Annotated in this window: 24 protein-coding genes and 1 pseudogene; 15 read left to right on the top strand and 10 right to left on the bottom strand. The window is 71.6% G+C overall.

The window, feature by feature from the left end:
• The first annotated feature begins 40 nt into the window (after positions 1–40).
• Both ACIA6T_RS06165 and ACIA6T_RS06160 read left to right on the top strand, forming a co-directional pair.
• Positions 41–439: a hypothetical protein gene (locus ACIA6T_RS06165; protein WP_399445374.1), complete on the top strand. Its 399-nt coding sequence runs from the start codon at positions 41–43 to the stop codon at positions 437–439.
• A 3-nt stretch (positions 440–442) separates the two neighbouring features.
• Entirely contained in the window at positions 443–1,237 is a 795-nt protein-coding gene (locus ACIA6T_RS06160; protein ID WP_399445373.1) for a hypothetical protein, read from the top strand.
• 350 nt (positions 1,238–1,587) lie between these two features.
• Here the strand turns inward: ACIA6T_RS06160 and ACIA6T_RS06155 are convergent.
• Positions 1,588–2,397: pseudogene (locus tag ACIA6T_RS06155) on the bottom strand (helix-turn-helix transcriptional regulator); the annotation flags it as partial.
• Here ACIA6T_RS06155 and ACIA6T_RS06150 point away from each other — a divergent pair.
• Entirely contained in the window at positions 2,348–2,827 is a 480-nt protein-coding gene (locus ACIA6T_RS06150) for a TetR/AcrR family transcriptional regulator (RefSeq protein ID WP_399445372.1), read from the top strand. The pseudogene ACIA6T_RS06155 and the gene ACIA6T_RS06150 sit on opposite strands and share 50 nt — an antisense overlap.
• Positions 2,828–2,851: 24 nt before the next feature.
• On the opposite strand, the gene ACIA6T_RS06145 is transcribed toward ACIA6T_RS06150, so the two are convergent.
• Complete coding sequence (locus tag ACIA6T_RS06145; RefSeq protein ID WP_399445702.1) at positions 2,852–3,265, bottom strand: MerR family transcriptional regulator; 414 nt, start codon at positions 3,263–3,265, stop codon at positions 2,852–2,854.
• Positions 3,266–3,468: 203 nt separating this feature from the next.
• Here ACIA6T_RS06145 and ACIA6T_RS06140 point away from each other — a divergent pair, with 203 nt between their 5' ends.
• A complete protein-coding gene (locus tag ACIA6T_RS06140) occupies positions 3,469–4,959 on the top strand; it encodes a SulP family inorganic anion transporter (protein ID WP_399445701.1) in 1,491 nt (496 codons plus the stop codon).
• 48 nt (positions 4,960–5,007) lie between these two features.
• Here the strand turns inward: ACIA6T_RS06140 and ACIA6T_RS06135 are convergent, their stop codons facing one another.
• Positions 5,008–5,652 (bottom strand): hypothetical protein, encoded by a 645-nt coding sequence (locus tag ACIA6T_RS06135; protein WP_399445371.1) that lies wholly within the window; start codon positions 5,650–5,652, stop codon positions 5,008–5,010.
• Positions 5,653–5,812: 160 nt separating this feature from the next.
• On the opposite strand from ACIA6T_RS06135, the gene ACIA6T_RS06130 reads away from it, so the two are divergent.
• The 3 genes from ACIA6T_RS06130 to ACIA6T_RS06120 all read left to right on the top strand — a co-directional run bounded on the left by ACIA6T_RS06130 (position 5,813) and on the right by ACIA6T_RS06120 (position 8,285).
• Positions 5,813–6,055 (top strand): hypothetical protein, encoded by a 243-nt coding sequence (locus ACIA6T_RS06130; RefSeq protein ID WP_399445370.1) that lies wholly within the window; start codon positions 5,813–5,815, stop codon positions 6,053–6,055.
• Between the two features lie 304 nt (positions 6,056–6,359).
• Positions 6,360–6,527, top strand: coding sequence for a hypothetical protein (locus tag ACIA6T_RS06125; RefSeq protein WP_167353471.1), 168 nt, complete (start codon positions 6,360–6,362; stop codon positions 6,525–6,527).
• Between the two features lie 273 nt (positions 6,528–6,800).
• Positions 6,801–8,285, top strand: a complete 1,485-nt coding sequence (locus ACIA6T_RS06120) for a M6 family metalloprotease domain-containing protein (RefSeq protein WP_399445369.1) — start codon at positions 6,801–6,803, stop codon at positions 8,283–8,285.
• Between the two features lie 244 nt (positions 8,286–8,529).
• On the opposite strand, the gene ACIA6T_RS06115 is transcribed toward ACIA6T_RS06120, so the two are convergent.
• Entirely contained in the window at positions 8,530–9,405 is an 876-nt protein-coding gene (locus tag ACIA6T_RS06115; RefSeq protein WP_399445368.1) for a PhzF family phenazine biosynthesis isomerase, read from the bottom strand.
• Positions 9,406–9,614: 209 nt separating this feature from the next.
• Here ACIA6T_RS06115 and ACIA6T_RS06110 point away from each other — a divergent pair, with 209 nt between their 5' ends.
• The 3 genes from ACIA6T_RS06110 to ACIA6T_RS06100 all read left to right on the top strand — a co-directional run bounded on the left by ACIA6T_RS06110 (position 9,615) and on the right by ACIA6T_RS06100 (position 12,503).
• Positions 9,615–10,730, top strand: a complete 1,116-nt coding sequence (locus ACIA6T_RS06110; RefSeq protein ID WP_399445367.1) for an ABC transporter substrate-binding protein — start codon at positions 9,615–9,617, stop codon at positions 10,728–10,730.
• Between the two features lie 81 nt (positions 10,731–10,811).
• Positions 10,812–11,666 carry an endonuclease/exonuclease/phosphatase family protein gene (locus ACIA6T_RS06105; protein ID WP_399445366.1) on the top strand — a complete coding sequence of 285 codons (855 nt, stop codon included), beginning with the start codon at positions 10,812–10,814 and terminating at the stop codon, positions 11,664–11,666.
• A 369-nt stretch (positions 11,667–12,035) separates the two neighbouring features.
• Positions 12,036–12,503 (top strand): hypothetical protein, encoded by a 468-nt coding sequence (locus tag ACIA6T_RS06100; protein WP_399445365.1) that lies wholly within the window; start codon positions 12,036–12,038, stop codon positions 12,501–12,503.
• Between the two features lie 290 nt (positions 12,504–12,793).
• Here the strand turns inward: ACIA6T_RS06100 and ACIA6T_RS06095 are convergent, their stop codons facing one another.
• On the bottom strand, positions 12,794–13,126 hold the full coding sequence (locus ACIA6T_RS06095) for a putative quinol monooxygenase (protein WP_399445700.1): 333 nt from the start codon (positions 13,124–13,126) through the stop codon (positions 12,794–12,796).
• 422 nt (positions 13,127–13,548) lie between these two features.
• Positions 13,549–14,145 carry an ABATE domain-containing protein gene (locus ACIA6T_RS06090; protein WP_399445364.1) on the bottom strand — a complete coding sequence of 199 codons (597 nt, stop codon included), beginning with the start codon at positions 14,143–14,145 and terminating at the stop codon, positions 13,549–13,551.
• A 96-nt stretch (positions 14,146–14,241) separates the two neighbouring features.
• Between ACIA6T_RS06090 and ACIA6T_RS06085 the strand changes: the two genes are divergently transcribed.
• On the top strand, positions 14,242–15,030 hold the full coding sequence (locus ACIA6T_RS06085; protein ID WP_399445363.1) for an MBL fold metallo-hydrolase: 789 nt from the start codon (positions 14,242–14,244) through the stop codon (positions 15,028–15,030).
• Between the two features lie 111 nt (positions 15,031–15,141).
• On the opposite strand, the gene ACIA6T_RS06080 is transcribed toward ACIA6T_RS06085, so the two are convergent.
• Positions 15,142–15,426 carry a GlsB/YeaQ/YmgE family stress response membrane protein gene (locus tag ACIA6T_RS06080; protein ID WP_385196074.1) on the bottom strand — a complete coding sequence of 95 codons (285 nt, stop codon included), beginning with the start codon at positions 15,424–15,426 and terminating at the stop codon, positions 15,142–15,144.
• Positions 15,427–15,644: 218 nt separating this feature from the next.
• Here ACIA6T_RS06080 and ACIA6T_RS06075 point away from each other — a divergent pair, with 218 nt between their 5' ends.
• From ACIA6T_RS06075 to ACIA6T_RS06065, 3 genes are all read left to right on the top strand, one after another.
• Positions 15,645–15,965, top strand: coding sequence for a hypothetical protein (locus ACIA6T_RS06075; RefSeq protein ID WP_399445362.1), 321 nt, complete (start codon positions 15,645–15,647; stop codon positions 15,963–15,965).
• Positions 15,966–17,429: 1,464 nt separating this feature from the next.
• Positions 17,430–18,809, top strand: coding sequence for a DEAD/DEAH box helicase (locus tag ACIA6T_RS06070; RefSeq protein ID WP_399445699.1), 1,380 nt, complete (start codon positions 17,430–17,432; stop codon positions 18,807–18,809).
• Positions 18,810–19,356: 547 nt separating this feature from the next.
• Entirely contained in the window at positions 19,357–19,926 is a 570-nt protein-coding gene (locus ACIA6T_RS06065; protein ID WP_399445361.1) for a hypothetical protein, read from the top strand.
• Positions 19,927–20,127: 201 nt separating this feature from the next.
• Here the strand turns inward: ACIA6T_RS06065 and ACIA6T_RS06060 are convergent, their stop codons facing one another.
• The 3 genes from ACIA6T_RS06060 to ACIA6T_RS06050 form a co-directional block, all read right to left on the bottom strand.
• The gene (locus ACIA6T_RS06060) at positions 20,128–20,460 is read right to left on the bottom strand and encodes a hypothetical protein (protein ID WP_399445360.1); all 333 of its coding nucleotides are present in this window, start codon (positions 20,458–20,460) and stop codon (positions 20,128–20,130) included.
• A 134-nt stretch (positions 20,461–20,594) separates the two neighbouring features.
• Complete coding sequence (locus ACIA6T_RS06055; RefSeq protein WP_053636718.1) at positions 20,595–21,716, bottom strand: acyl-CoA desaturase; 1,122 nt, start codon at positions 21,714–21,716, stop codon at positions 20,595–20,597.
• 7 nt (positions 21,717–21,723) lie between these two features.
• Complete coding sequence (locus tag ACIA6T_RS06050) at positions 21,724–22,779, bottom strand: ferredoxin reductase (protein WP_399445359.1); 1,056 nt, start codon at positions 22,777–22,779, stop codon at positions 21,724–21,726.
• An 85-nt stretch (positions 22,780–22,864) separates the two neighbouring features.
• On the opposite strand from ACIA6T_RS06050, the gene ACIA6T_RS06045 reads away from it, so the two are divergent.
• Positions 22,865–24,004, top strand: a complete 1,140-nt coding sequence (locus ACIA6T_RS06045; protein WP_399445358.1) for a PucR family transcriptional regulator — start codon at positions 22,865–22,867, stop codon at positions 24,002–24,004.
• Positions 24,005–24,081 lie beyond the last annotated feature (77 nt).

The raw sequence follows: 24,081 nt of genomic DNA, 5'->3' as shown, positions 1-24,081 counted from the left end.
CCCGCCGTACGACCCGTCGAGCCTGCTCGGAGACCACCCCATGCCCATCAGCCAGTCGGTCGGCCGGAACGGTACGAATCTCCGACGCGAAGTGCAGTACGTCCAGGCGCTGCTCAATGTCTTCCGCGTCGAGGGCGGCCGGCCGGAGCTGGCCCTCGACGGCCTCGTCGGCCCCCTCACCTTCGGGGCGATCGAGGAGTTCCAGGCCGCTGTGACGGGGATCGTCGACGGCCGGGTCGATCCCGGAGCACAGGCGATCACGGCGCTGGAACAGCAGACGGCGGGGGTGCTCGACGAACTGCGCGCCGTCACCATGTTCGCGCTGCTGCTCTCCCACCGGCCGGCCGAGGAGGAGCCGCCCGTCGTGGAGGACCCGGTGCTCGACGACGCGGAGCTGCGGACCCTCGTACGATCGATCTTCGCGGAGCAGGAGCCGTAGGCCGTGGACCCGACCGAAGAACTCGTCCTGGAGCTCTCCCAGGCCCTTCTCGCCCTCTTCAACTCCTCACGTGGCGCCATGCACGGCATCTACCAGGGTTCGCACGAGGCCGCGCTGTTCGAGGCCCAGGGCGGGGTCATCGGCCCCGGCGGATTCAACCACCTCGGGGACGTGCTGAACACGGCCCGGAACATCCAGGGCAACCGCGACACGGTCGAACTGGCCCTGAACCGGCTGCAGGGCGTCGGACCCGCGCTCGGCGTGCGCGTACGCGGTCTGTGCGACCCCGTCCTCAAGCTGGCGGACGACTACTTGAGGATCGCCCGGGAGACGGACAACGCGGCAACCGTGCTGCGGCAGACCGCCCCGGCCCGACTCCAGGGCGTCGTACTCGGACAGGGCGGCCTCGGTCCCGGGATCGGCCGCACCTCGCAGGCCCTCGTCACCAACCAGATGAACGCCATGTCCGCGCAGCTGACCGCCCGGGGAATCGAACCACGCCTGATTCCCTCCGCCCAGTCCGCCCTCCAGCCCGTGCTCACCTCCATCCGGCAGCTTCCCCTCAACGGCCGGGAGGCCGCGGCGAAGCTCGCCGGGGCGCTCGGCACCATGCGGGTGCTGATCGGCCAGACCGCCGTGCGGGCCGGGATCATCGGCCGGGCCAGGCTGACGGCCGCGCTGCTCGGCATCGAAACGGCCCTGGTCGAGTTCGGCGGCCGGCTGACCACGCCGGTCATCGTCATCGACCGCCGCCTGCTCCACCAGCTGATGGGCGTACCGCACGTCGACGGCGCCTGAGCACCCGCCCCGGCCGGGGCGTCGCGGCCCCACCACGCGTGCGCACGCGAAGGCGCCGCTCACGCCGGCACGCGGTACGTCAGGTGCGTGCCCGGACTCGCCGACCGCGACGTCACCAGCTCCGGTTCCAGCGGCGGAACGCCTTCGAACAGCCGCGTGCCGGCGTCCGTGGGCGCGCTTCCCGCGTACGTGACCACTGCCGTGATCTTCCGGACGGGCGCGACCGGTGCCGGACCGTACGACCTGGTGGGGCCGCTGCTCGGCGTGGCCGCCGCCTTCCTGCCCGTGTGCCCGGTGGGCCGCGCCGGGACCGGCCGTCGACCCCCTCGGCGCCGGCCCTGTCGTCCGGCCCCGGAGAAGCGGTCCAGGCCGAGCACGGCGAGCAGTTGCAGCTTCTCGTGGCCCTCGGTGCGCGGCGGAGCCGTGAGCACGAGCAGCGTCTGGGACTGGTCCTCGGTGAACAGCGCCTGGCAGTCCAGCTCGATCGCGCCGAGTTCGGGGTGGACGAGCGTCTTGTGGTCCTCGAACCGCTGCGCCACCTCATGGCGGGCCCACAGTTCGGCGAACTCCTCGTTCGCCTTCTGGAGGGCGCGCACGAGTTCACCGGCCCGTGAGCGCGGGCCGCGCAGTCCATGGGCGGCGCGCAGGTTCGCGACCTGGGCGCGGCTCTGCCGGGCGTGGTCGGCCTCGGGATGGACCGACCGTTCCGCGGGATCGGTGAACCAGCGGTAGATCGCGCTGCGGGCGAGACCCGTGTGCTTCGACGCGTCCCCGAACAGGGCGGCGGCCATCCTGTTCTGCACCAGCGTCTCGCCGAGGTCGGTCAGAACGAGCGCCGGGGTGTCGTCGAGCCGGTCCAGCACCCGCAGCAGCGCGGGAGTGACATGCGGCGCGGCCGACAGCGACACCGGTGCGTTGTGCCCGGCTATCCGGTACAGGTAGGTGCGCTCGTCGCCCGTCAGCCGCAGCGCCCGGGCGAGCGAGGCCAGCATGTGCTCGCTGGGCTGCGGCCCGCGCCGTTGCTCCAGCCGGGTGTAGTAGTCGGTCGACATCACGGCCAGTGACGCGACCTCCTCACGCCGCAGACCCCGGGTCCGCCGGCGTGCGCCTGTGGGAAGGCCGAGGTCCTCCGGCTGCAGCGCCTCGCGGCGGCGGCGCAGGCACTTCCCGAGCCGCGAGGCGCTGGTGGAGGCCCTCTACGCCGCTGAACTCGACGAGGCCGTCTCCAGCGCGCCGGCGCTCCTCGCCGAACTCGAGCCCTCGGCCGCCCTGCGCGCATGGATGACCGGGTACGCGGAGTTCTTCAGGATCAAGCGCGGCATGTCCGACACGCTGCGCGCGGGCTGGGCCTCGGGCGGCATCGCCACGCCCGCGACGCGTGAACGCATCACGGCCACCATCGCCGAGACGCTGCGCGGGGGCGCGGAGGCCGGTTCACTGCGCTCGGACGTCGATCCCGACGACGTCACGATGATGCTCCTGGGCGTCTTCCTCTCGACCACGGCGATCGACTCACCGGAGAGGGTCGGCCCGCTCCTCGACCTGCTGGTCGACGCGCCGCGCCCGGCCCCGGGGCCGAACGGTCACTGAAGCCCCCTCGTGGGGCTGTCCGGCTCAGGAGCGGGCCGCGGGAGAGTTCCGCTCCAGGCGGGTGCGCAGTGTGGCGGCGAAGTCCTCGGCACGGGCGAGCTGGACGCGGAGCTTGGCGACCCGCTCGCCGGCGGCCTGTTCGTAACCGCGGATGCGCTCCAGCAGGTTCTCCCGCTCCTCGGCGCCGAGTTCCGTACCGGCGTCGAGGCGGTCGGTGGCGTCCAGCAGGTCGCGCATCTGATCGAGGGAGAAACCGAGCGGCTTCATACGGCGGATCACCATGAGCCGCTGCACGTCGTTGTCGGTGTAGAGGCGGAAGCCGCCCTGGGAGCGGGCGGAGGGGATGACCAGTCCGGCCTCCTCGTAGTGCCGGATCGTGCGCAGGGACAGCTCCGTACGCGCGGCGACCTCGCCGATCTGCATGTGCTTGCCCTCCACGCCGGACATGCCGGTCCTCCCTCCGCCGTGGCGGGCCACGTCTTCGCCCACCGATCTCTACCCTAACGTTAGGGTAGAGTCGGTGCCGGCGAGGGCGGCCGTGCCGCTGCCTCGCCCTTGCCGTGTCGGGGCGATGGCGCCTCCGGCGAAGACGCGATGTACAGGTGCCTGTCCCCTTGTCCTTTTCTGCTTCTGCTTCCGCCCTGTCCCCTGCCGCGCGCCTGCGCGGCCTGAAGCCCGACTGGCTGCGTGATCCGAAGGTCTGGCGCACCGAGGTGCTGGCCGGCCTGGTGGTCGCGCTCGCGTTGATTCCCGAGGCGATCTCGTTCTCGGTCATCGCCGGCGTCGACCCGGCGATCGGCCTGTTCGCCTCCTTCACGATGGCCGTGACGATCGCGGTCGTCGGCGGCCGGCGGGCGATGATCTCCGCCGCCACCGGGGCCGTCGCCCTCGTCATCGCGCCCCTGAACCGTGAGCACGGTCTGGGCCACCTGGTCGCCGCCGTCATTCTCGCCGGCGTCTTCCAGGTCGTCCTGGGCGCGTTGGGGGTGGCGAAGCTGATGCGGTTCATCCCCCGGTCGGTGATGGTCGGTTTCGTCAACGCGCTCGCCGTCCTCATCTTCATGGCCCAGGTGCCCGAGATGCGCGATGTTCCGTGGGCCGTCCATCCGCTGATCGCCGGCGGGCTGGCGCTCATGGTGTTCTTCCCGAAGGTCACCACCGTGATCCCGGCCCCGCTGGTCTCCATCGTCATCCTGACCGTCATCACGGTCGCGGCCGGGATCGCCGTGCCGACCGTCGGTGACAAGGGAGTCCTGCCGTCCTCGCTGCCCGTTCCCGGCCTGCCGGACGTGCCGTTCACCCTGGACACCCTGACGACGATCGCCCCGTACGCGTTCGCGATGGCGCTGGTCGGTCTGATGGAGTCGCTGATGACCGCGAAGCTGGTCGACGACATCACCGACACCCACTCCGACAAGACCCGGGAGTCCATCGGCCAGGGCGTCGCCAACATCGTCACCGGCCTCTTCGGCGGCATGGGCGGATGCGCCATGATCGGCCAGACCATGATCAACGTGAAGGTCTCCGGAGCCCGCACCCGTCTGTCGACGTTCCTGGCGGGGGCCTTCCTGATGGTGCTGTGCATCGTCTTCGGCCCCGTCGTCTCCGACATCCCCATGGCCGCCCTGGTCGCCGTCATGGTCATGGTGTCGTTCGCGACGTTCGACTGGCACTCCGTCGCCCCGAAGACGCTCCGGCGGATGCCCGCGGGGGAGACCACCGTCATGGTGGTCACCGTGGCCTGCGTCGTGGCCACCCACAACCTCGCCATCGGTGTCGTCGCCGGCTCGATCACCGCCATGGTCGTCTTCGCCAAGCGCGTCGCCCACCTCGCCGAGGTCACCGCCGTCACCGACCCCGACGGCACCACCGTGGTCTACCGGGTCACCGGTGAGCTGTTCTTCGCCTCCGTGGGCGATCTGGCCGGCCGGTTCGACTACGCGGGCGACCCGGCGAAGGTCGTCATCGACCTGAGCTCGGCGCACATCTGGGACGCCTCCTCCGTCGCGGCCCTGGACGCGATCGAGACCAAGTACGCCCAGCGCGGCAAGACCGTCGAGATCACCGGCCTCAACGACCCGAGCGCCCACCTCCACGGCAAGCTCAGCGGTGAACTCGCCGCCGACCACTGACCGCACACGGCCGGCGGGCCGTACACACCTGACCAACGGCGGCGTGGTTCACACGAAGGCGATGGCCGCTCCGGTCGCGACCGAGAGCTTCGCGGCCCGCAGGAGTTGCAGGCAGACGTACGATTCGACACCGTAACGCCGCCATCCTTCCGTGGCGGGCTCCTCGGCATCGGCGGCTTCGAAGACCTCCGCGGAGTGCGGATCCAGGTCCTCGGGAAGACCGAGGGCTTCGGCGAGCCGCTGGGTTTCCGCGAGCAGCCGTACCGATGAGCCGAGGTGGCCGCCCGGCGCCTTGTCGTCGACGATGACGTGGGCGAAGTCGACGGGGACGTAGTAGCCCTCGCGGTCCGAATGATGGACGAGATGGTCGAACGGTCCCGGAGGATCACCGGGAAGAGTCCCATGGACCTCGCGCAGGAGCGGGTCGTCGACCGCACGCGAGCCCTCACCCAACGGCTCGGGCAGGCGCCCGCCCGCCGGGAGGTGGACGGCGAGACGACGAACGGTGTGCAGGCCCGAACAGCCCCGCGCCTCGAACTCCGCGCTCTCCGTTCCGGCCGGATCGGGCTCGGCCCACTGCCGCAGTCCCGCACGTTCCAGCAGCCCGCCGATCGCGGTGAGGTCGGCGCGGACCATTTCGGCGCGGTCGTCCTCGGCGTCGACGAGCACACCGACGACCATGTTCAAGCCCATGGCCTCATTCTGGCACCGGTACGGCGGCGCGCCGTCCGCCCTCCGGCGACGACGGGTCGCGTCGGCAGCCGACCACGATCGCGTGCGGTGAAGCCGCGTGACGGGGGTACCGGCTGGGTGACGCGTGACGGTGTGGCTCGGGAGGGCGACGATGGAAGCGATGGGTCAGTTGCGACAGCTCAGAGCCGTGTATGCGGGCGGTGTGGTCGCCTGGACTCTCTGCCTGCTGCTGACCCTGTTTCAGGAACACGGGTCGGCACGGCAGGTCGTGGTGTTGCTGGGCCTGCTCGCCGTCTTCCTCGTCCTGCTGCTGTGGTCGACCTGGTGCCTCTGGGAAGCCGGGACGCGCCGTTCGCCGGACCGGCCGGGAGACACGGCGAACACGCGGATCGAGCAGTCCTGACGGGATCAACGGCAGGCCCGGTGCGCGGGAGACCGTGGCCCGGTCGAGCGGCACGGGCGGGGGACGTCCCGCGCTGGTGCGGGTGATGCGGCGGTGGCAGGAACGTGGCCGGGTCGCGCACCCCGCCGACCGGCTCGTCCCCGGTCCGGCCCGTGCCCCACGGGCAGACCTCGACGACCACCGGGTCGGGACCGGCACCGGACAGGGCTGCCTGCCCGCCGGCCGCCAAGTCCGCCTCTCCCGGCGTGTCTGTGAGCGCGACGGCCGGGCATACGGGCTTCATCCCTATGAGAGGAGCTCGTTCATGCTCGGTATGGTCGCGGCGGTGCTTTTCTTCATCGCGTTTCTGATCAACGCGGCGGAGATCGGCACCAACGACGTGTTCTCTTCGGTGAACGTCATGCTGCTGGGGCTGACCGCCCTGGCCCTGCACGTGGCGGGAATCGGGACCGGCTGGTCCCGCCGACGCTGACCCGGTCCCGCGCGGGCCCGGCACAGGTGTCACCGGGCCCGCGCTGTCCCGTCCGCCGCGGCCCTCGACCGCACCGGCCGGCGCCTTGACGGCGCGAGCGGGAAGCGGAGGGGCCCCGTCGTGCACGGGTTGAAGCGTCAACAGCCAAGTCCGGTCTCCCGGCCTGCATTTGACGGGATACGGAGTCGGAGGGACGCTGGATGTGTGTAGTACGAAGAAGGGCGCTCGGACACGCCCCGCGCAAGGAAGCCCTGCGTCCCGCACGGCCTTGCGATGACCTTCGCGATCGTCCTAGCCCAGGGAGTGGGCACGATGAAGAACTCCCGCACTCCTCCCAGGAGCCCGGCCGCAGCCTGCCCGGGGCCCTGCCCGGTGCCGCTGGCGCCCGACGCCCTGGCCCAGCTCTACGCCCGGTACCTCGACCTCACCACTTCGGGCCGGCTGCCGGACACCACCGCCTTCGAGGACTACTACCGCACCTGGCGCTCGGCCCGGCGCGGCGCCAGGCGCGTGGGACTCGACGACGGCGCCGCCCGGGTGGGCCCGAGCGTCGCCCGCCAGCTCATCACCCGGCCCACCAGGCGTCTGAAGGGCGTGATCAACACACTCGTACTCCTGGTCGACTTCCCCGACCGGCCGCACGACCCGAACCGTCGCCCCGGCCACTTCCGGGAGTTGCTGTTCAGCACGGCGTCCCTGCCGACGGGCAGCATGCGCGACTACTACCGCACGGTGAGCGGATTCGATCCGTTCGGCGACACCGGCATCGACGTCCAGGGCGAGGTCCAGGGCTGGTTCCGGATGCCGCAGCCGCTGTCGTTCTACGCCGACGGCAACTCCGGCCTCACCGAGGACGGTTTCCCGCGCAACGCCCAGGGCCTGGCCCGGGACGCGGTACGGACCGCCCTGCAGGAGGGCGTCGACTTCACGCCCTTCGACGCGCTGGACGAACACGCGGTCACCGCCCTGTTCATCGTGCACGCGGGCCTCGGCGCCGAGCGGACACTCGACCGGGGCGATCTGTGGAGCCTCAAGTGGGGCGTGCCGAACGGTGTGAAGGTCGCGCCCGGCCTGACGGTGGAGACCTTCCTCACCGTGCCCGAGGACTGTGCGATGGGTGTGTGCGCCCACGAGTGGGGCCACCTCGCGGCACGCTGGGCGGACTACTACGACACCGGCCAGTTGGAGGCGACCACGTCCAACGGGCTCGGCAACTACTGCCTGATGGCCTCGGGTTCCTGGGGCAACAGCGGGCTCACACCGACGTTCCCCAACGGCATGCTGCGCATGTTCCACGGCTGGGCGGCTCCGCAGCGCGTCACGGCGAGTACCAAGGACCTGGTGCTGCGGCCCTCCGCGGAAAGCGGTGACCTCGTGTTCATCCAGAACGCGGACACGATGGCGGAGAGGCAGTACATCCTCGTCGAGTACCGGCGCCGCCGTGGACAGGACGCGTTCCTGCCCGACTCGGGCATCGCGGTCCTCGTCGTCGACGAAGCCATCAAGGACGTCAACGAGGAGGACGCCCTCGCCATCGAACTGCTGCAGGCCGACGGCAAACGGGACCTCGGAGCGATCTTTGGCCGGGGCGACCGGGGAGACTCCGACGACCTGTATCCGTCCCTGGGAAACAGGGCCCTCGGCGAAACGACGACCCCGCCGCTCAACCTGCCGGACGGACGGTGGTCCGGGGTCACCGTCGAGGTCGAGGGGAGCCCGGGCGACGAGACGATGGCGATCGACGTCCGGATGGACTGAGCGGCGCCTCCCGGCGGGTCACCGGGCGACCGGTGTCTCCGCTGCCGGGACGGTGCTCCCGCGGACGACCAGCCGGTGCGGGATCGTCAGATCGGAGGCGGGCACCTCGTTCGGGGGCTGTGGACGCGGTCGGCGAGGCACCGCAGGGCGCGGGCGCGCACAGGACGGGCGGAAGCGGATGTCCCACCCGCTTCCTACGGCTGCCGCACCACCGCACACGACGACGGCGCGTGAGAACGGCCCCTCAGCCGATGCGAGTCCCCGCGCCGCCGACCCGGACGCGCGGGTCGCCCGCGCGCAGCGTCACCGTGAGCCGGCCCGGGCGGCCCAGGTCCTCACCCTGGTGCAGGGTGAGGACGGCGTCCTCGGGGACAAGACCGAACTCACGGGCGTACGCCCCGAACGCGGCGGCAGCGGCGCCGGTCGCCGGGTCCTCGACGACGCCGCCGACGGGGAACGGGTCACGGACGTGGAAGACGGTGGCCGACTCCCGCCACACCAACTGGACGGTGGTCAGGTCCAGGCGGTGCATGAGGGCTTCGAGGCGCGCGAAGTCGTACGAGAGATCCGCGAGGCGGGCGCGCGTGGCCGCCGCGAGGACGAGATGACGGGCGCCGGCGAACGCGATACGGGGCGGGAAGGCCGGATCGAGATCGGCGGCCGGCCAGCCCAGCGCGGCGAGCGCCTCCGCGAGGTCGGCGTCGGCGATCTCCTCGACGTGCGGTTCCACGCTGGTGAGCGTGGCCCTGACCGTCCCGTCCTCCTCGGTCACCTCCACCGGCACGGTGCCGGCCCGCGTCGCGAACACCAGCTTCCCCGGGCCTGTCCGTTCGGCGAGCGCGACGGCGGTCGCGACGGTGGCGTGCCCGCAGAACGGCACCTCGGCCTTGGGGCTGAAGTAACGGATGCCGTACGTCCGTCCCCGCGGACCGTCGAGGTCCTCCGGGGGCGCGGTGAGGAACGCGGACTCGGAGTATCCGAGGCCGGCGGCGATGGCCAGCATGTCCCCGTCGTCCAGAGCGGTGGCGTCCAGAACGACACCGGCGGGGTTCCCGCCGTCGGGACTGCTGGAGAAGGCGGTGTATCGCAGTACTTCGGGCCGCGGCGCATTCGTCGTCATGCTCGCGGCAACGCGACGCGAACCCGCGGCTATTCCTGGACGCGGGGAGGGTACGGCCCACACATAATCGGTTGCCCGCCGGCGACGGCGGTGGATGCAATGTCCGGCATGGCGACCCAGACGCGCCCGCCACGGCGGGAAGAGACGAACGTGTACCACCTGGCCCCGCCACTGTGCGGTCCGCATCGTCACAGGGGAGACGCCGACGCATGAGTGCGCCCTCAGCTCCGCCGCCCGGAGCCGGACGGACCGACGGGCCGTCCGTCCGGATCGGTGCTCTCGTTCCGCTGACCCGGCCCGGCTGGGCCGAGGCGGGCCGGCACTTGCTCGCCGGACTCGAACTGGCCGTGCGCGAGGCCAACGACGCCGGCGGGATCGCCGGAAGACCACTCGAGCTGGTGGCCCGGGACACCGCGGCCGACCCACGGAGAGCCGCGGCGGCCGTGGACGAACTGGCTCGCCTGGGCGTGGCCGCCTTGGCGGGGGAGTACCACAGCGTCACCGCTCGCGCCGCCGCCGCCCGGGCCGACGCCCTCGGACTGCCGTTCCTGTGCTCGTCGGCGGTTCTCGACGCGCTCACCGAACAGCCGACGCGATGGGTCGCGCGCCTCGCCCCGGCGCAGTCCCACGGCTGGCGGATCTACGCGGACTTCCTCCTCGGCGCGGGGCACAGCCGCATCGCCGTAGCGGCCGAGCCGAGCGTCTACTGGGCATCCGGGGCCCGCATCCTGCGGGACCACCTCGCGCCACGCGGCGGGACCCTCGTCGAGCTCGACATCAGCGCGCTCGCCCCCACGGCCGTGTGCGACGCACTAGCCGACCACCGCGCGACAGCGCTCCTCCTCCTGGTCGGCCACCCGGAGCCGGCCGTGCCGATCGTCACGTACGTCCGCCGCGACCGGCGCCTCGCCGGGATCATGATCGGTGCTCCGGCCGGGCAACCGGAGTTCGCCCCATGGGCGGCCATGCCGGATGGCGACGGCACCGCCATCCCGTTCCTGCGCTATCTGCCCCGGCGTCTCGGCCCGCTCGGCGCACGAGTCGATACGGCCCTCCGCGAACGGCTGGGCGAAGCACCCTCCTTCGTCGCCTTCGAGGGCTACGACACGGTCGTCGCCCTCACCGATGTGCTGCGTCCCCACGGCGGGGACCGGGCGCGCACGGCCGAGCCCTGGTCGCGCGTCGCGGTCGAAGGCACCCGCGGGCACATCCGGTTCTCCCGCCCGCCGGGCATCAGCGTCTGGCAATGGGTCTGGCCGCCGGTCCAGGTCGTCGACCGGGACCCGGCGGAACCCGACCGCCTTCGGATCCTGCACACCGGCTGAGAGTTCAGCGGGCGAGGCGGTCCCATAAGCTCGTGCGGGGAAGCGTCGGATGCCAGGTGTGTGCGCCTTGAGGAGGCGATAGTGTTCGGAAGGAGCGTGCGGTTGCTCGCGGGCGCCGTGATCGTGGCCTGCATGGTGCTCCTCGGGCCCAGCGCACCGAGCGGAGCCCCCTTCGCCAGGCCACTGCCCGACGGTGCCGTCAGCGACGTCGTACCGAACCGGGTCATGACGTGGAACCTCTGCAACCCCTGCGAGACGAGCAACGTCGACCGGGCGGCGGAGATCGCCACGTACGCGCCCCAGGTCATCGGAGTGCAGGAAGCGTGCGTACGTGACGTCGAGAGGATCCGGGACTACCTGAGGCGCCTTTACGGGCTGGTGTACCACGTCGAGTACGGGACGGTCCTGCGGAACTGGGGCCGCTGCGGGGGAGCGCCGTGGAGTCCGGGAGCCTTCGGCCAGGCGATCCTCTCGGCGGCACCGATGACGGACCGCGTCAATGTGGAGTACCCCGACGGGGGGTCCGAGGACCGCGGGTACATGGCGGTCACCACCACGGTGGGCGGCCGGTCCGTACGGGTCTTCAACACGCACCTCGCCGAACGACGTCAGGAAGAGGTGCGGGCGGACCAGGCCGGCGTGCTCGCCGCGGCCGTCGCCCGGCACGACCGCGCGATCGTTCTCGGAGACTTCAACGCCGTGCCGGACGCTCCCGAACTCTCCCGGATCTGGGCACTGGCCGAGGACACGGATCCCCGGTGTCTTCCCTCGTACGCCGGCACCTGCGAGACGACCACCGACTGGCACAGCAAGTTCGACTACGTCTTCCTGCGGGGCGTCACCCCGCTCGGACACCGCGTGGAACCCACTCCGTACTCGGACCACCACATGCTGCACACCGACGTGGAGTACGCCGCCGCCCCGGCCGCCGACTGACACCTGCCCCGGACCGGCAAGGCCGAGGGGCACTGCCGGGGTGACCGACCGCCGCCGGCGTGACGGCGTGGACCAGGATGAACGGCTGTCGCACGCTTCGTCGTTCGGGCCGGCGGCGGTCGAGTACGCCGAGCACCGTCCGGATTGCGCGCAGGCCGCGGTGCGCCGGGCGCTTCACCCCGCTCCCGGCCCGCGCGTGCTCGATCCCGGTGCCGGAACCGGCAGGCCGACCGGCACACCGGTCGCGCCGGGTGCCCGAGTCACCGCGGTCGAGCCCGACCCGGCGATGCTCGCCGAGCTGCGCCGCCCACTGCCGGCTGTCCGTGCCCAGCGGGGCAGTGCCGAGGCGATACCGCGTCCGTCGACGCCGTGGTGGCCGGCAACGCCATGCACTGGTTCGGCATGGTTGTCGCGGGACCCGGGATCGCCGGGGTCCTCGCATCCGGCGGCGTCCTGGCCGGCCTGTGGAACGTCATGGACGACCGGACCGAGTGGGTCGCCGGACTCGCACGGGTCAGCGGGAGCGCGGCCGTCGGCCCGCGTGACACGCCCACCGGTTGGCGTGCCGGGACAGCCGACGCACACCTTCCGAAGAACGGCGTCGCCGCCCGGTTCGGCTCGGCGGAGCAGGCCGGGTTCCCGCCCGGGCGGCGCCGTACCGCCGGCTCTCCCGTCGCGGCCCTCGCGACGCGCGCGGGGATGCCGGTCATGCCGGAACACGGACGAGAGGCCACGCCGGGCCGGATCCGCGCCGTCCTCGCGAACAGACCGGAGACCGCCCGCGGCGGGTTCACCCTCCTGATGCCGACCGGCGTGCTGCGCGTCCGGCGGCTGTGAGGCACCACCTCGAAAAACGGCAGCGGAGCACGTTGTCAGAGGCTCGGCGTACGGATGTGTCAGGTTCTGGACCAGCCGTTGGGGGTCACCCGGTAGTGCAGTCCGGCGTCGGAGTCCCTCCGTGAGTGCCGTGCGCACACAGCACGTCCTCCTCCAGGCGGTGGGTGAAGCCGCCCGTCATGCCGACCGCCCGGAAGACGATCTCCACTGCCGGCCCTTGCCCGCGCTCTGCCGCGTAGGCGTGTCAGTACTCGACGGCCATGTGCGGCCCCGCCGGTCCGGGAGGGCGGTCAGTTCTCGTCCGGGACGGCCATCTCCCCGAGGAGGGACCAGTCGTCCTGCGGAACCGTGACGTTGACGATGCGCGGTGTCTCCACGAGGTGGGGCGGCAGCGTCGTGCGCGCGGTGGTGAAGTGCTCGGACCGTACGTGCGCGGCTCCGGCCTGGTCGTCCCGGAAGGCCTCGATCAGTACGTACTCGGTCGGGTCGTCGACGCTGCGGGACCAGTCGAACCACAGACATCCCGGCTCGTCGCGGGTCGCCTCGGTGAACTCACGGGTGATCTCGGGCCACGCGTCGGCGTGCTCGGGCAGGACGCGGAACCTGGCGGTGATGAAGATCATGACTCTCCTGGGAGGTGTCGTGGTGACCGGTCGGGGGACGAGGACCGCCCGTCCGGCGTCCAGGTCGTCCGGGACGTCCTGGGACCGGTCGAGGGGATACGTGCTGGTGTGCAGTCGTACCTTCCCCCGGGCGGCGAGCACCATCACCTCGCACAGGCCGTTGTAGCTGAAGAGGCTCTGCCCGTGGTGGACGTCGTCACAGGGTCCCTTGGCCCACTGTCATCGAGGCGACAGCAGCCTGGTCGCGGATCGGCGCATGGGCTCGTCCGGAGACGGCCGGAGAAGGACGCGACCGTGCCGGCGCCCCGCCTGCGGGGACCACGGGGCACGCTCGGTCGGCCCGCGGCAATCGGATGAGGAGGCGACGGCCGGGAAGTGCTCGGCCCCGCGTTCGCGGTGACGGCGGGCGGGGGCGTCGCCGGTCACTCCGGGGTTCGGCGGGCGCGGGCGGCGCGGGCGCGGTCGCCGCAGCGGGTGGAGCACCAGTGGCGCCGCCCGTGAGTGCGGACGAGGAAGCGGTCGCAGGGGGTGGAGCCGCAGGCTGCGAGCAGGTCGGCGTCCCGGCTGGTGAGCAGGTCGGCGGCGTCGGCGGCGAGGGTCGCCAGCGCGTGGCTGACGGCCTGGTCGGTGGGGTGCGCCTGGACGCGGCGCGGTCCCTGTGCTCCGTCCCAGGCGAGCAGGGGAGCGGTGGGCACGGCGGTGAGTGCCTCGTTGACGGCCCGCAGGGACTGCTCGGGCGGGGCAGTGCCGTCGACGCGGGCGGCGAACAGGGCCCGTACGTGACCGCGCAGCGTGCGCATCCGCTGTGCGCACACCTCGTACAGCTTGACGTCCGGGGCGGTCAGGTCGTGGGCGGCGAGCCAGCGCATGGCGGATTCGGGGGCGGCGAGCAGGTCGTAACGCTGGTCGGCGGGGAGGGCCGCGGTGGTGTCGGCGAAGTCGAGCGAGCGGTACCGGTCGGCGCCCGGAGCCGGGGGCAGCGCGGTGGGTGCGATGTCGGCGGCCACGTTCTCTTCCACACGTTCATGGTAACGCTTGCGTTTTTCCGTGACGCCTCCCTATCGTGAGTCACGGAAAAATTGACTTGTATCCGTGACTCTCCAGGAGTGATCCGCATGCCCCGGTACGACGCCGAGCAGATCCAGGTCCGCACACTGGGCGGTCCCACCGCCCTCTTCGAGTACGGGGGCCTGCGCTTTCTGACCGACCCGACCTTCGACGGCCCCGGCGACCACCCCTCGCAGGGCCCGACCCTGACCAAGACCACTCCCGCCGGCGCCACCCCCGCCGAACTCGGCCCCGTCGACGTGGTCCTGCTCTCGCACGACGAGCACGCCGACAACCTCGACACGTCCGGACGCGCCATGCTCGCCGACGTCCCGCTCACCCTCACCACCCCCGGCGGTGGACAGCGGCTGGGAGGCACGGCCAGAGGTCTGGCCGACTGGGAGTCGGTCGACCTGGACCGGCCCGACGGAGGCACGGTCACCGTCACCGGCGTTCCCGCCATCCACGGTCCGGGCCCTCGTGAAGAGATCGAGCCGATCACCGGCCAGGTCGTCGGCTTCGTGCTCACCGGCGACGGCCTGCCCACGGTCTACGTCAGCGGCGACAACGCCTCACTCGACGCGGTCAAGGAAATCGCCGGGTGTTTCGCCCCGTTGGACATCGCCGTCCTCTTCGCCGGAGCTCCCCGCTTCCCCATGCTCTTCGACGGCGGACTGCTCGTCCTCGACAGCGCCCAGGCGGCCGAAGCCGCCCGGATCCTCGACGCCCGCCGCGTTGTCCCCGTCCACCACGACGGCTGGGCCCACTTCACCGAGGGCCGCGACGAACTGGAGGCCGCTTTCACCGCCGCCGGCCTGGCCGACCGCCTGGACAGGAACTGGGTTCGGCGCGCCTGAGCCCGCCGGATCATGCCACGGCGTACGTGGGTGCCCCCCGTCCTCGGACGGGGGGCACCCACGTACGCCGTATCGGTTCGCCCTGCGCGGGCCGCGTCGGCCGTCGGGCTGTTATGCGTGGGCGTGCCCGCGGCGATGGCCGCGGCCGGTGAACAGCCGGTACAGCGCCAGCAGGATGACGGATCCGACGATGGCCGCGATCCAGGTGGACAGCTCGAAGAAACCGTCGATCGAGTCGACCCCGAAGATCACCTTGCCGAGGAACCCTCCGAGGAGCCCTCCGGCGATGCCGATGAGCATGGTGATGATGATTCCGCCCGGGTCCTTGCCAGGCATGAGCGCCTTGGCGATGGCGCCGGCGAGCAGGCCGATGACTATCCACGCGATGATGCCCATCACAGACTCTCCTTGCAGTCGGTTCGTCGTACGTGTGTCCCCGGATCGCTTCTCCTAACGGACTCGTGTGCGATTGGCGCGACTCGTTCGAACCAAGCCCCGCGTCTCCAACCCCCGCCGAAAAAGGGCGTTTTCGCGCTTTTCTGAGGGGCACACGGGTCGCCGGTCCGTCGTCGTCCGGCGGACGAGCGGTAGTCGTCGAGGAGATGGGGATTCACATGCGTCGCAGGGGGACGAAGGCCGCCGTGATCACGGTCGCCGCGGTCATGGGGAGTGTTCTGACGGGGTGCGGGGACGACAGCGGGCCGACGGGCGCGAAGGACGGCGCGTCGTCGAGCGCCGGCAGAAGCGACGGGGGCCAGGAACAGAGCACGACAGCGGTGCGAACGGCCTACGAGAAGACGGCCGAAGCCGAGTCGGCCCGGACGACGATCAGGACGAAGCTCGCCGCGGAGGGCGAGACGATCACGTCGGACGGCAAGGGCGTCCTCGATCTGGCCGAGGGCGACAGCGTCATGACCATCACCGCGCAGGGCTGAGCCGCGGAAGCCCGGTCGGCCGGGACGACGGCCAGGCGGGTCTCACCTCCTGACCCGCCGATGTCCTCGTGCGGGCACCTGGAAGTCGGGGCGACCGGTGAGCCGTTGCTCCGCCTTCTCGCCCGGAGCCGTCACCGGCACCCCGGCCGTACCGGCGGCCGGCCCCCGCCACAGCGCGTTCTTCCTCGTGCCGCCCCGGGGCCCGTACCTCGGCAGGTGCGTGCCGCCGAGTACGCCGGCTCCCGCTTTCCGCACCGACGTACGGTTGTTGAAGACGTCCGGTGTTCGTTCTCCTTCTCGCGGATGTCCTGACGGATGGGAGTGAACGCCCGCGGGAGCGTCGCCGCCGTGTGGGTGCGGGAGGAGCACGCCGTCAGCGGGTGCGGCGGGTGGCCTGGGGTCAGGTGAAGGCGGGATTGCCGGTCACCGTGCGGGCGTGGGCCGGGAGCCGTGTCTCTCGGCTTCCTGGCCGGCTGGGCCATGCACCTGTTCCGGCCCGTGGTGGCCTTCCTGGTGCAAGGGCTTCCGCCGCCACACCCCCGAACTCCGGCTCGGCTCCGAGGACTCCGCCATGACCTCGCACCGACAGGGCGTCCCCCGCGCGGCATCCGTGACCGCGCAGGGCGTAAGGAGTCCCTTCGAGTGTCCGCCACCTGCCCGGCCGGAGAGCGGTCCGGGCAGGTGGCCTCACCGGCCTGCCGGGCTCCACCCGGCCCGCCGAACTGGCCACATCAGCGGCCGACCGCCGACGCCGACGAAGTGCCTGTCGGCCACGGCTGGGGCAAGCCCGCTCGACGTCTGTTGTCGTGCCGGCCGGAGCGTCGAGGTTCTCCTCCGCCACTACGCCGAGTTCCTTGGACGGACCCGAGGGCCGAACCGGGGATCCGGTACGGGACCGGTCCGGAAGCACCGGCCAGAAGGGGTACGGCGATGGGGGGACCGGGAGTCGGCGCGCAAGCCGGGCTCGGTCGAGAGCGGGCTGGGCGAAAGGCGACCGACGGGTGAGAGCCCAAGCCGGGCGCCTTCTTTCACGCGCGCAGAAATGAGTGAAATCACCGGAGGGGCGGGGAAGCCGGTCAGCTCCTGCTCCGGATCCTGGTGGGCGGGGCCGCGCCGGCTGTCGATGCGGGGGCGGTCCTGTGCCACCGGATGGCGCAGGTCGTGCGAAGCGTCTTCTGGCGTCCGCGAGGTCCGGGGCAGAGCTGTCTCCGCGGGTGGAGGCGTTGTGGTCCGGGCACCGGGACGATCCGCGCAGACGGGTCCGGTCGCTGTTCCCCGGCTGAGCGGCGCGGCCAGGGGAGGCCCGCGGAGTGCTCCGTGCTAGCGTTGGCTGTTTGCAGCGTCGCTGTGTCGGTGTCCCTGGCTGGGGACCACGTCCCTGCCGGGCCTTCCTCGGTACGGTCCCTCGGAGGAAGGCTTTCTGTGAGCGAATCAGCACGTACCGATGCCCGGCGGCAGGGCGGTGTGTCCGAGGCGGCAGAGGCCGCTTCGACGCTGCCCACTGTGGCGTCCTTCGCGCGGCTGGGGCTGCCGGCCGAGGTTCTGCGGGTGCTCGACGAGCACGGTGTGACTGTGCCCTTCCCCATCCAGGCCGCTGCGCTGCCGAACGCGCTCGCGGGACGGGACGTCCTGGGCCGGGGCCGTACGGGATCCGGCAAGACGCTCGCCTTCGGCCTGGGGATGCTCGCCCGGACGGCCGGGCGGCGCGCGCAGCCGAAAGAGCCGCTGGCGCTCGTTCTGGTGCCCACCAGGGAGCTGGCGCAGCAGGTCGGTGAGGCGCTCACCCCGTACGCCGAGGCGCTGCGGCTGCGGCTCGTGACCGTGGTGGGCGGAGTGTCCGTCGGACGGCAGACCGCCGCGCTGCGGGACGGCGCCGAGATCGTCGTCGCCACGCCCGGCCGGCTGCACGACCTCGTCGAGCGCGGGGGCTGCCGGCTGGGGCGTGTGCGCATCGTGGTCCTGGACGAGGCCGACCAGATGTGTGACATGGGGTTCCTGCCGCAGGTCACCGGGATCCTGGACCAGGTGCGTTCCGACGGGCAGCGGATGCTGTTCTCCGCCACCCTCGACCGCGACGTCGACCAGCTGGTGCGGCGCTACCTGCGCGACCCCGCCGTCCACTCCGTGGACCCCTCGTCCGGCGTGGTCTCCGCGATCGAGCACCACGTCCTCGTCGTGCACGGCCCGGACCGGTACGCCGTGACCACGGAGATCGCCGCCCGGGACGGCCGCGTCCTGCTGTTCCTGGACACCAGGCACGGTGTCGACCAGCTCACGCGGCATCTGCGGGCCAGTGGCGTGGCCGCCGCCGCCCTGCACAGCGGGAAGGCCCAGCCGCAGCGCACCCGGACCCTGGACCGGTTCAGGAACGGGCAGGTCACCGCGCTGGTGGCGACGAACGTCGCCGCACGGGGCCTGCACGTCGACGACCTCGACCTCGTGGTCAACGTCGACCCGGCCACCGACCCGAAGGACTATCTGCACCGCGCGGGCCGCACGGCGCGGGCCGGCCGCTCCGGCACCGTCGTGACGCTCGTCCTGTCGGGACAGCGCCGCGAGACGAGCCAGGTCATGGCGGACGCCGGCGTCGCCCCCGAGGTCACCAAGGTGCGGTCCGGCGAGGCGGAACTGAGTCGGATCACCGGCGCCAGGGCCCCCTCCGGAGAGTCTCTCGACGGCGGGCCGGCCGTGGCGCGCTCCAAGAACCACAACGTCCCGTTCCGCGGCCTGGGCAGCGCCAAGGACGCGAAGAGCGGCTCCGGTGGCAGGCCGTCCCGCAAGAGCAGCGAGGCCCGCAAGCTCGCGGAGGCCCGCAAGGCGGCCCGGGTACGGCGCGGCGGCTGAACCCGGCTTCCCGGACTGCCGGGCGGTGTCCCCGTCCACGCTGCTGGACGGACACGCAGGACCGGAGATCCGCCGGGGTGCACCGGACGGCGTCACGTACGGGTGACCGTGCGCGGGGGAGGCGTGCAGGCGATGGGGAACGGCACGGACCCGCCGGGGCGGACCGGTGTCCACACCGTCGAGCAGGAGCCGGGCGCGGGCGGCATGGGGACGGCCCCGCCCCGTCCGGTCACGGGCGGTCGTGCCGTCGGGGTCGACCGGCCGGTGCGTGTCCGGTGTCCCGGAAGCGATGAAGCCGCTCGGGTCGGCGGGGACACCGGTGTCGCGTTCGTCGCGGCAGCCCCGGATGCGCGGCGGCACCGGTGTGGCGCACTTGCTCCGGAACCGTCGTGTTCCCGGCGCGAGCGGCGCAGGGCGGCGAGGCGATCCGGATTCCGGGCCGTTCGTCGAGCGGTACGCCGGTACCGACGCTCCGTGGCTCGTTCCATGACTGCGGCGTGCGGACAAGCAGTGGAGACCTGTCCGGGGTGATGACATGGTGAGGCCCATGCCGTCGCCCGCGTCCGAACAGCTCCTCCGTGAACTGCGCGCCTCACTCGCACTGCGCGAGCGTTCCGAAGACGTGGCCCGGCTCATCCAGGACCTGTACGCGGCCCAGGGCACGGACCTCGATACGGCCACCGAGGCGGCACTCGCCGAGGCCGCCGGACACTCGCCGCGCAACCTCTGGCACGGCTATACCTCCATGCGCGAGGAATTCGCCCGTCCGGTCGTGCTGTTCCCGGCCGTTGGCGGTGAGCTTGCCGCGCTGTCCTCTCGTGCCGCACTCACGGCGGCAGAGGTCGGCTACCGCCTTGACCAGGTAGCGGCGTTCATCGGGCAGGACCCGGGGCACGGAGCCCTCCTCGACACGGGGAGATCGGTGCTGTCACTCGTCCCGCAGCGCGGGGAAGACCGTGTCGACCAGGTGCAGTACGGTGCGGGTGAGCATCACGGGCACGCCCGTGCCGAGGACCGAACTGCTCAGCGTCCGGCCGGCCTGCCGGCCCTGATGAACTGCGGTGCGGTCACCATGGGGCCAGCCGGCTACGTGCGGTCTCACGGTGGTGTGAAGTAGCCGTTGCCGATGCCCGCCCAGGTGAACTCGCCTTCGAGGACCTCGCACGTGGAGTGCGTGGCCATTTCGGACCCCGCCGCAAAAGGGTCAGTGCGCCGGTGACCCGCCGTCCGGTGCCCAGGGGCACCGTGACGACCGATGACGCACCGGTCGCTGAGAGAAAGGCGCTGTGAACTGCGGCCAGGGGGAGTCGGGCAGTGCTCAGGGACCCACCGCGAAGACACGCCGGTAGGTGTCGTGGTCACCGGCCGACCAGGCCGCTGACGTCGCTGGCAGCAGGGTGCGGCGGGCCGCGAGCGGGTCTGTTCCGCGCAGTCCGGCGGCGGCACGGAGCAGCGCCGAGCAGGCGTCCGCGACGGGGCCGTCACGTAACCGTTGCCGACCGTGTGCCAGGGCGCGGCGGGACGCGAAGTCGGACGCGCACGACACTGTGCCCCCGGTGGCCGCGGGCGGAAGAGCTCGGGCCTCCGGTGCGCCGAGCCCGGCAAGGCCGACGGTACGGGCCGCGAAGGCGCCGCGAGTCCCGTCGTTCACAACGGTCACCACCTCGGATGCAGCTGTCCCCGGCGTTGCCGGGAACATCGTTGTTGAAAGAATGTCCAACAACGGCTTGTCCGTCGACTGTCGGCGCAACGTTTCCTGGCGAGGCGGCCCCGCCATACCGGGTATCAGGCCGCGACGAGCTCCTGCTCGCGGGCCGGCGTCTGGACCGTGGGCTTCTTCTTGTTCGGCAGCGAGAGCCGGAAGACCTTGCGCCACGCGGAGAACACCTGCTGGGGCAGCGGCCCGGTGACGTACTCCAGCTCGTACTTCTCGAACAGCGCGCGCACCTTCACCGCGACCTCGGCGTAGCGGTTGCTCGGCAGGTCCGGGAACAGGTGGTGCTCGATCTGGTGCGACAGGTTGCCGGTCATGAAGTGCATGGCCTTGCTGCCGCTGATGTTCGCCGAGCCCATCATCTGGCGCAGGTACCACTGGCCGCGCGTCTCGCCCTTGATCGACCGGCGCTCGAAGACCTGCACGCCCTCGGGGAAGTGCCCGCACATGATCACCGAGTGGGACCAGAGGTTGCGGACCAGGTTCGCGGTGAACGTGGCGCCGAGCGTCGTGAGGAACGACGGGCCCGACAGCAGAGGGTGGACCACGTAGTCCTTGAGCACCTGCTTGCGGATCTTCCGGCCCACGGCCTTGGCCCGCGCGCGGAACTCCGGGTTCTTGCGGCGGCGCTTGCTCAGGTTCTTGCCGAGCTCCAGGTCGTACGCTGCGATGCCGTACTCGAAGAAGCAGGCGTTGATGAAGTTCCACAGCGGCTGGCCGAGGTGGAAGGGATGCCACTTCTGGTCCTCGTCGACGCGCATGATGCCGTAGCCGAGGTCGTTGTCCTTGCCGATCACGTTGGTGTACGTGTGGTGCAGCTCGTTGTGCGAGTGCTTCCACTGGTCGGACGGCGAGACGTGGTCCCACTCCCAGGTGGTGGAGTGGATCTTCGGGTCCCGCATCCAGTCCCACTGGCCGTGCAGGATGTTGTGGCCGATCTCCATGTTGTCCATGATCTTCGCCACGGAGAGACCGGCGGTGCCGAGCAGCCACGCGGGCGGGAAGAACGAGAACAGCAGCACGCCCCTGCTGAACAGTTCGAGCTTGCGCTGCGCCGCGATGACCTTACGAATGTAGGCGGCGTCCTTCTCGCCACGGCTGGCGATCACCTCGTCGCGGATCGCGTCCAGCTCGCGGCCGAGCTCCTCGATCTGCTCCGCGGTCAGGTGGGCGGTGGGGTCGATGGCGGTCAAGGTGTTCCTACCGTTCGATGTCGCAGGGGCCCGCCGCGGCGGACACGCAGGTCTGGATGAGGACGCCCGGCTCGGCCTCGGTGATCTCGCCGGTGCGCAGGTCGCGGACGGCGCCCGCCTTGAGCGGCGAGACGCAGCCGAAGCAGATGCCCATACGGCACCCGGAGGGCATGAGCACGCCGGCCTCCTCGCCGACGTCCAGCAACGGCGTGGCGCCGTCCGCGTCGACGGTCCTGCCGGTGGCGCTGAACGTGACCTCGCCGCCGTCACCGGCGACGACGATGCCCGGGCGGAAGCGTTCGGTGTGCAGGCGCTCCAGGACGCCGTGCTCGCTCCAGTGCTTTTCGGCGGCGTCGAGCAGGCCCGCGGGCCCGCAGGCCCAGGTCTCGCGCTCTGCCCAGTCGGGCACGAGTTCGTCGAGACGGGCGATGTCGAGCACGCCGTCCGTGTCGGTGTGCACCTCGGTGAGCCGCAGCTTCTTCTTCGCGACCAGGTCGTGCAGTTCGGAGCGGAAGATCACGTCCTGCGGCTGTGGCGCGCAGTGGACCATGACGACGTCGTCGAACTCGATGTCGCGCAGCATGCCCATCACGGGCGTGATGCCGCTGCCGGCCGTCAGGTAGAGCACCTTGGCGGGCTTGGCCTCGGGCAGCACGAAGTCACCTGCCGGCTGGTCGAGCTGGATCAGCGTGCCCGGTTTCGCCCTGCGGACCAGGTGGTTGCTGACCTTGCCGTCCGGGATCGCCTTCACGGTGATCGTGACGCGGCCGTCCTGGCGGTGTGTCGGTGACGTGAGGGAGTAGGCACGCCACAGGCGCACCCCGTCGACGTCGACCCCGATCCGCACGTACTGGCCGGCTGTGTGGCCGCGCCAGCCCCGTCCCGGCCTGATCACGACAGTCGCCGCGTCACCCGTCTCGGGGTGCACGGCCTCGATGCGCCCACGCAGGTCAGCGCCCGCACGCAGCGGGCTGACCAGGTCGAGGTAGTCCGACGGCAGCAGCGGCGTCGTGACCACCTCCAGCAGTTTCCATGCCCTGCTGCGAAAGACTGCACTCGTCATGACTCCAGCTTGCTGCGCCTCTGCGCGTAAAGTCCTGACCGTACGATGTGAATCTGGTCGCCTAGATTGTTCGCAGGGAACAAATATGAGCCATGCAATCCAGAGGGCCAGCGAACTGGCCCTGGACGAGAGGACGGTCACCGCACTGCGGGCCGCGCTGAGGACCACCGCCGACGAGGTCGTTCAGGCGATCATCGACGAGGTCCCTCCCTACGCCAATGCCCTTTCGGGCAGCATGGGCGGCACCATCCGCCGAGCCGTCCGCACCGCCCTGGGGCACTACCTGGACCTCGCGAGCGGGAACGCCACCGGCGGCGACGCCGGTGACGCCGCCTACGAGCTGGGCCGGGGCGAGGTGCGCGACGGCCGTTCGATGGACGCCCTGCTCAGCGCCTACCGCGTCGGCGCCCGCGTGGCCTGGCGATGCCTGGCAGCAGGTGCCGTACCCGCAGGTCTGCCCGCCGCCGAGGTCGCCAAGTTCGCCGAGCTGACCTTCGCCTACATCGACGAGCTCTCCGCCGCGAGCGCCGCGGGCCATGCCGACGAACTGGCCGCCCAGGGCCGGGCCCAGGAGCGCCACCTGGAACAACTGGCCCGCGACCTCCTCGCCGGCGCGAGCCCGGACGTACTGCTTGTGTCAGCTCAACGGGCCGGGTGGCAGCCTCCGGTTTCGCTGACCGCGGTCCTGCTGCCCGCCGCCCAGGCCCGGCCTGCCTACCGCGTGCTCGACCCGAGCACCCTCGTCCTCGACGATCTGCCGGACGCCACCGGTGTGCTGCTCGTCCCCGATGCCGACCGATCACATCTCATGCGACAGCTGACCGACCGCACCGCCGTGGTGGGCCCGGCCCGGCCGTGGACGCGTGTGTCGGCCTCGTACGCACGAGCCGTACGCGCGCGCTCCCTCTCCTCCGACATTCGCGACACCGAGGAGCACCTGTCCGAGCTGGTGCTGAGCGCCGACATGGACGCTTTCGTGGACCTGCGTGCCCGAGCCCTCGCACCGTTGCGGACCTTGCCCGACGCGACCGCGCGGCGGCTGGAGGAGACGTTGCGGGCGTGGCTGCTGCACCAGGGCAGGCGGGACGAGGTGGCGGCGGCGTTGTTCGTCCATCCCCAGACCGTCCGGTACCGGATGTCGCAGGTGCGGGAGCTGTTCCCGGATCTCGCATCACCGCACCGGGTCCTTGAACTGACGCTGGCGGTCGGTCTTCGGGGCAGGTGACGCGTTCCTCGACCGTCCACGGCCGCATCCGGGGACGGTCCAGGAATCGTGCCTCAGCCGTGTCCGCCCCTGGAGGT

It is taken from the genome of Streptomyces sp. NPDC051740 (genome assembly GCF_044453165.1).
GTDB classification, from domain to species: domain Bacteria; phylum Actinomycetota; class Actinomycetes; order Streptomycetales; family Streptomycetaceae; genus Streptomyces; species Streptomyces atrovirens.
Note: the sequence above shows the minus strand (reverse complement) of the source record. Positions and strands in the feature narration are given on the sequence as shown.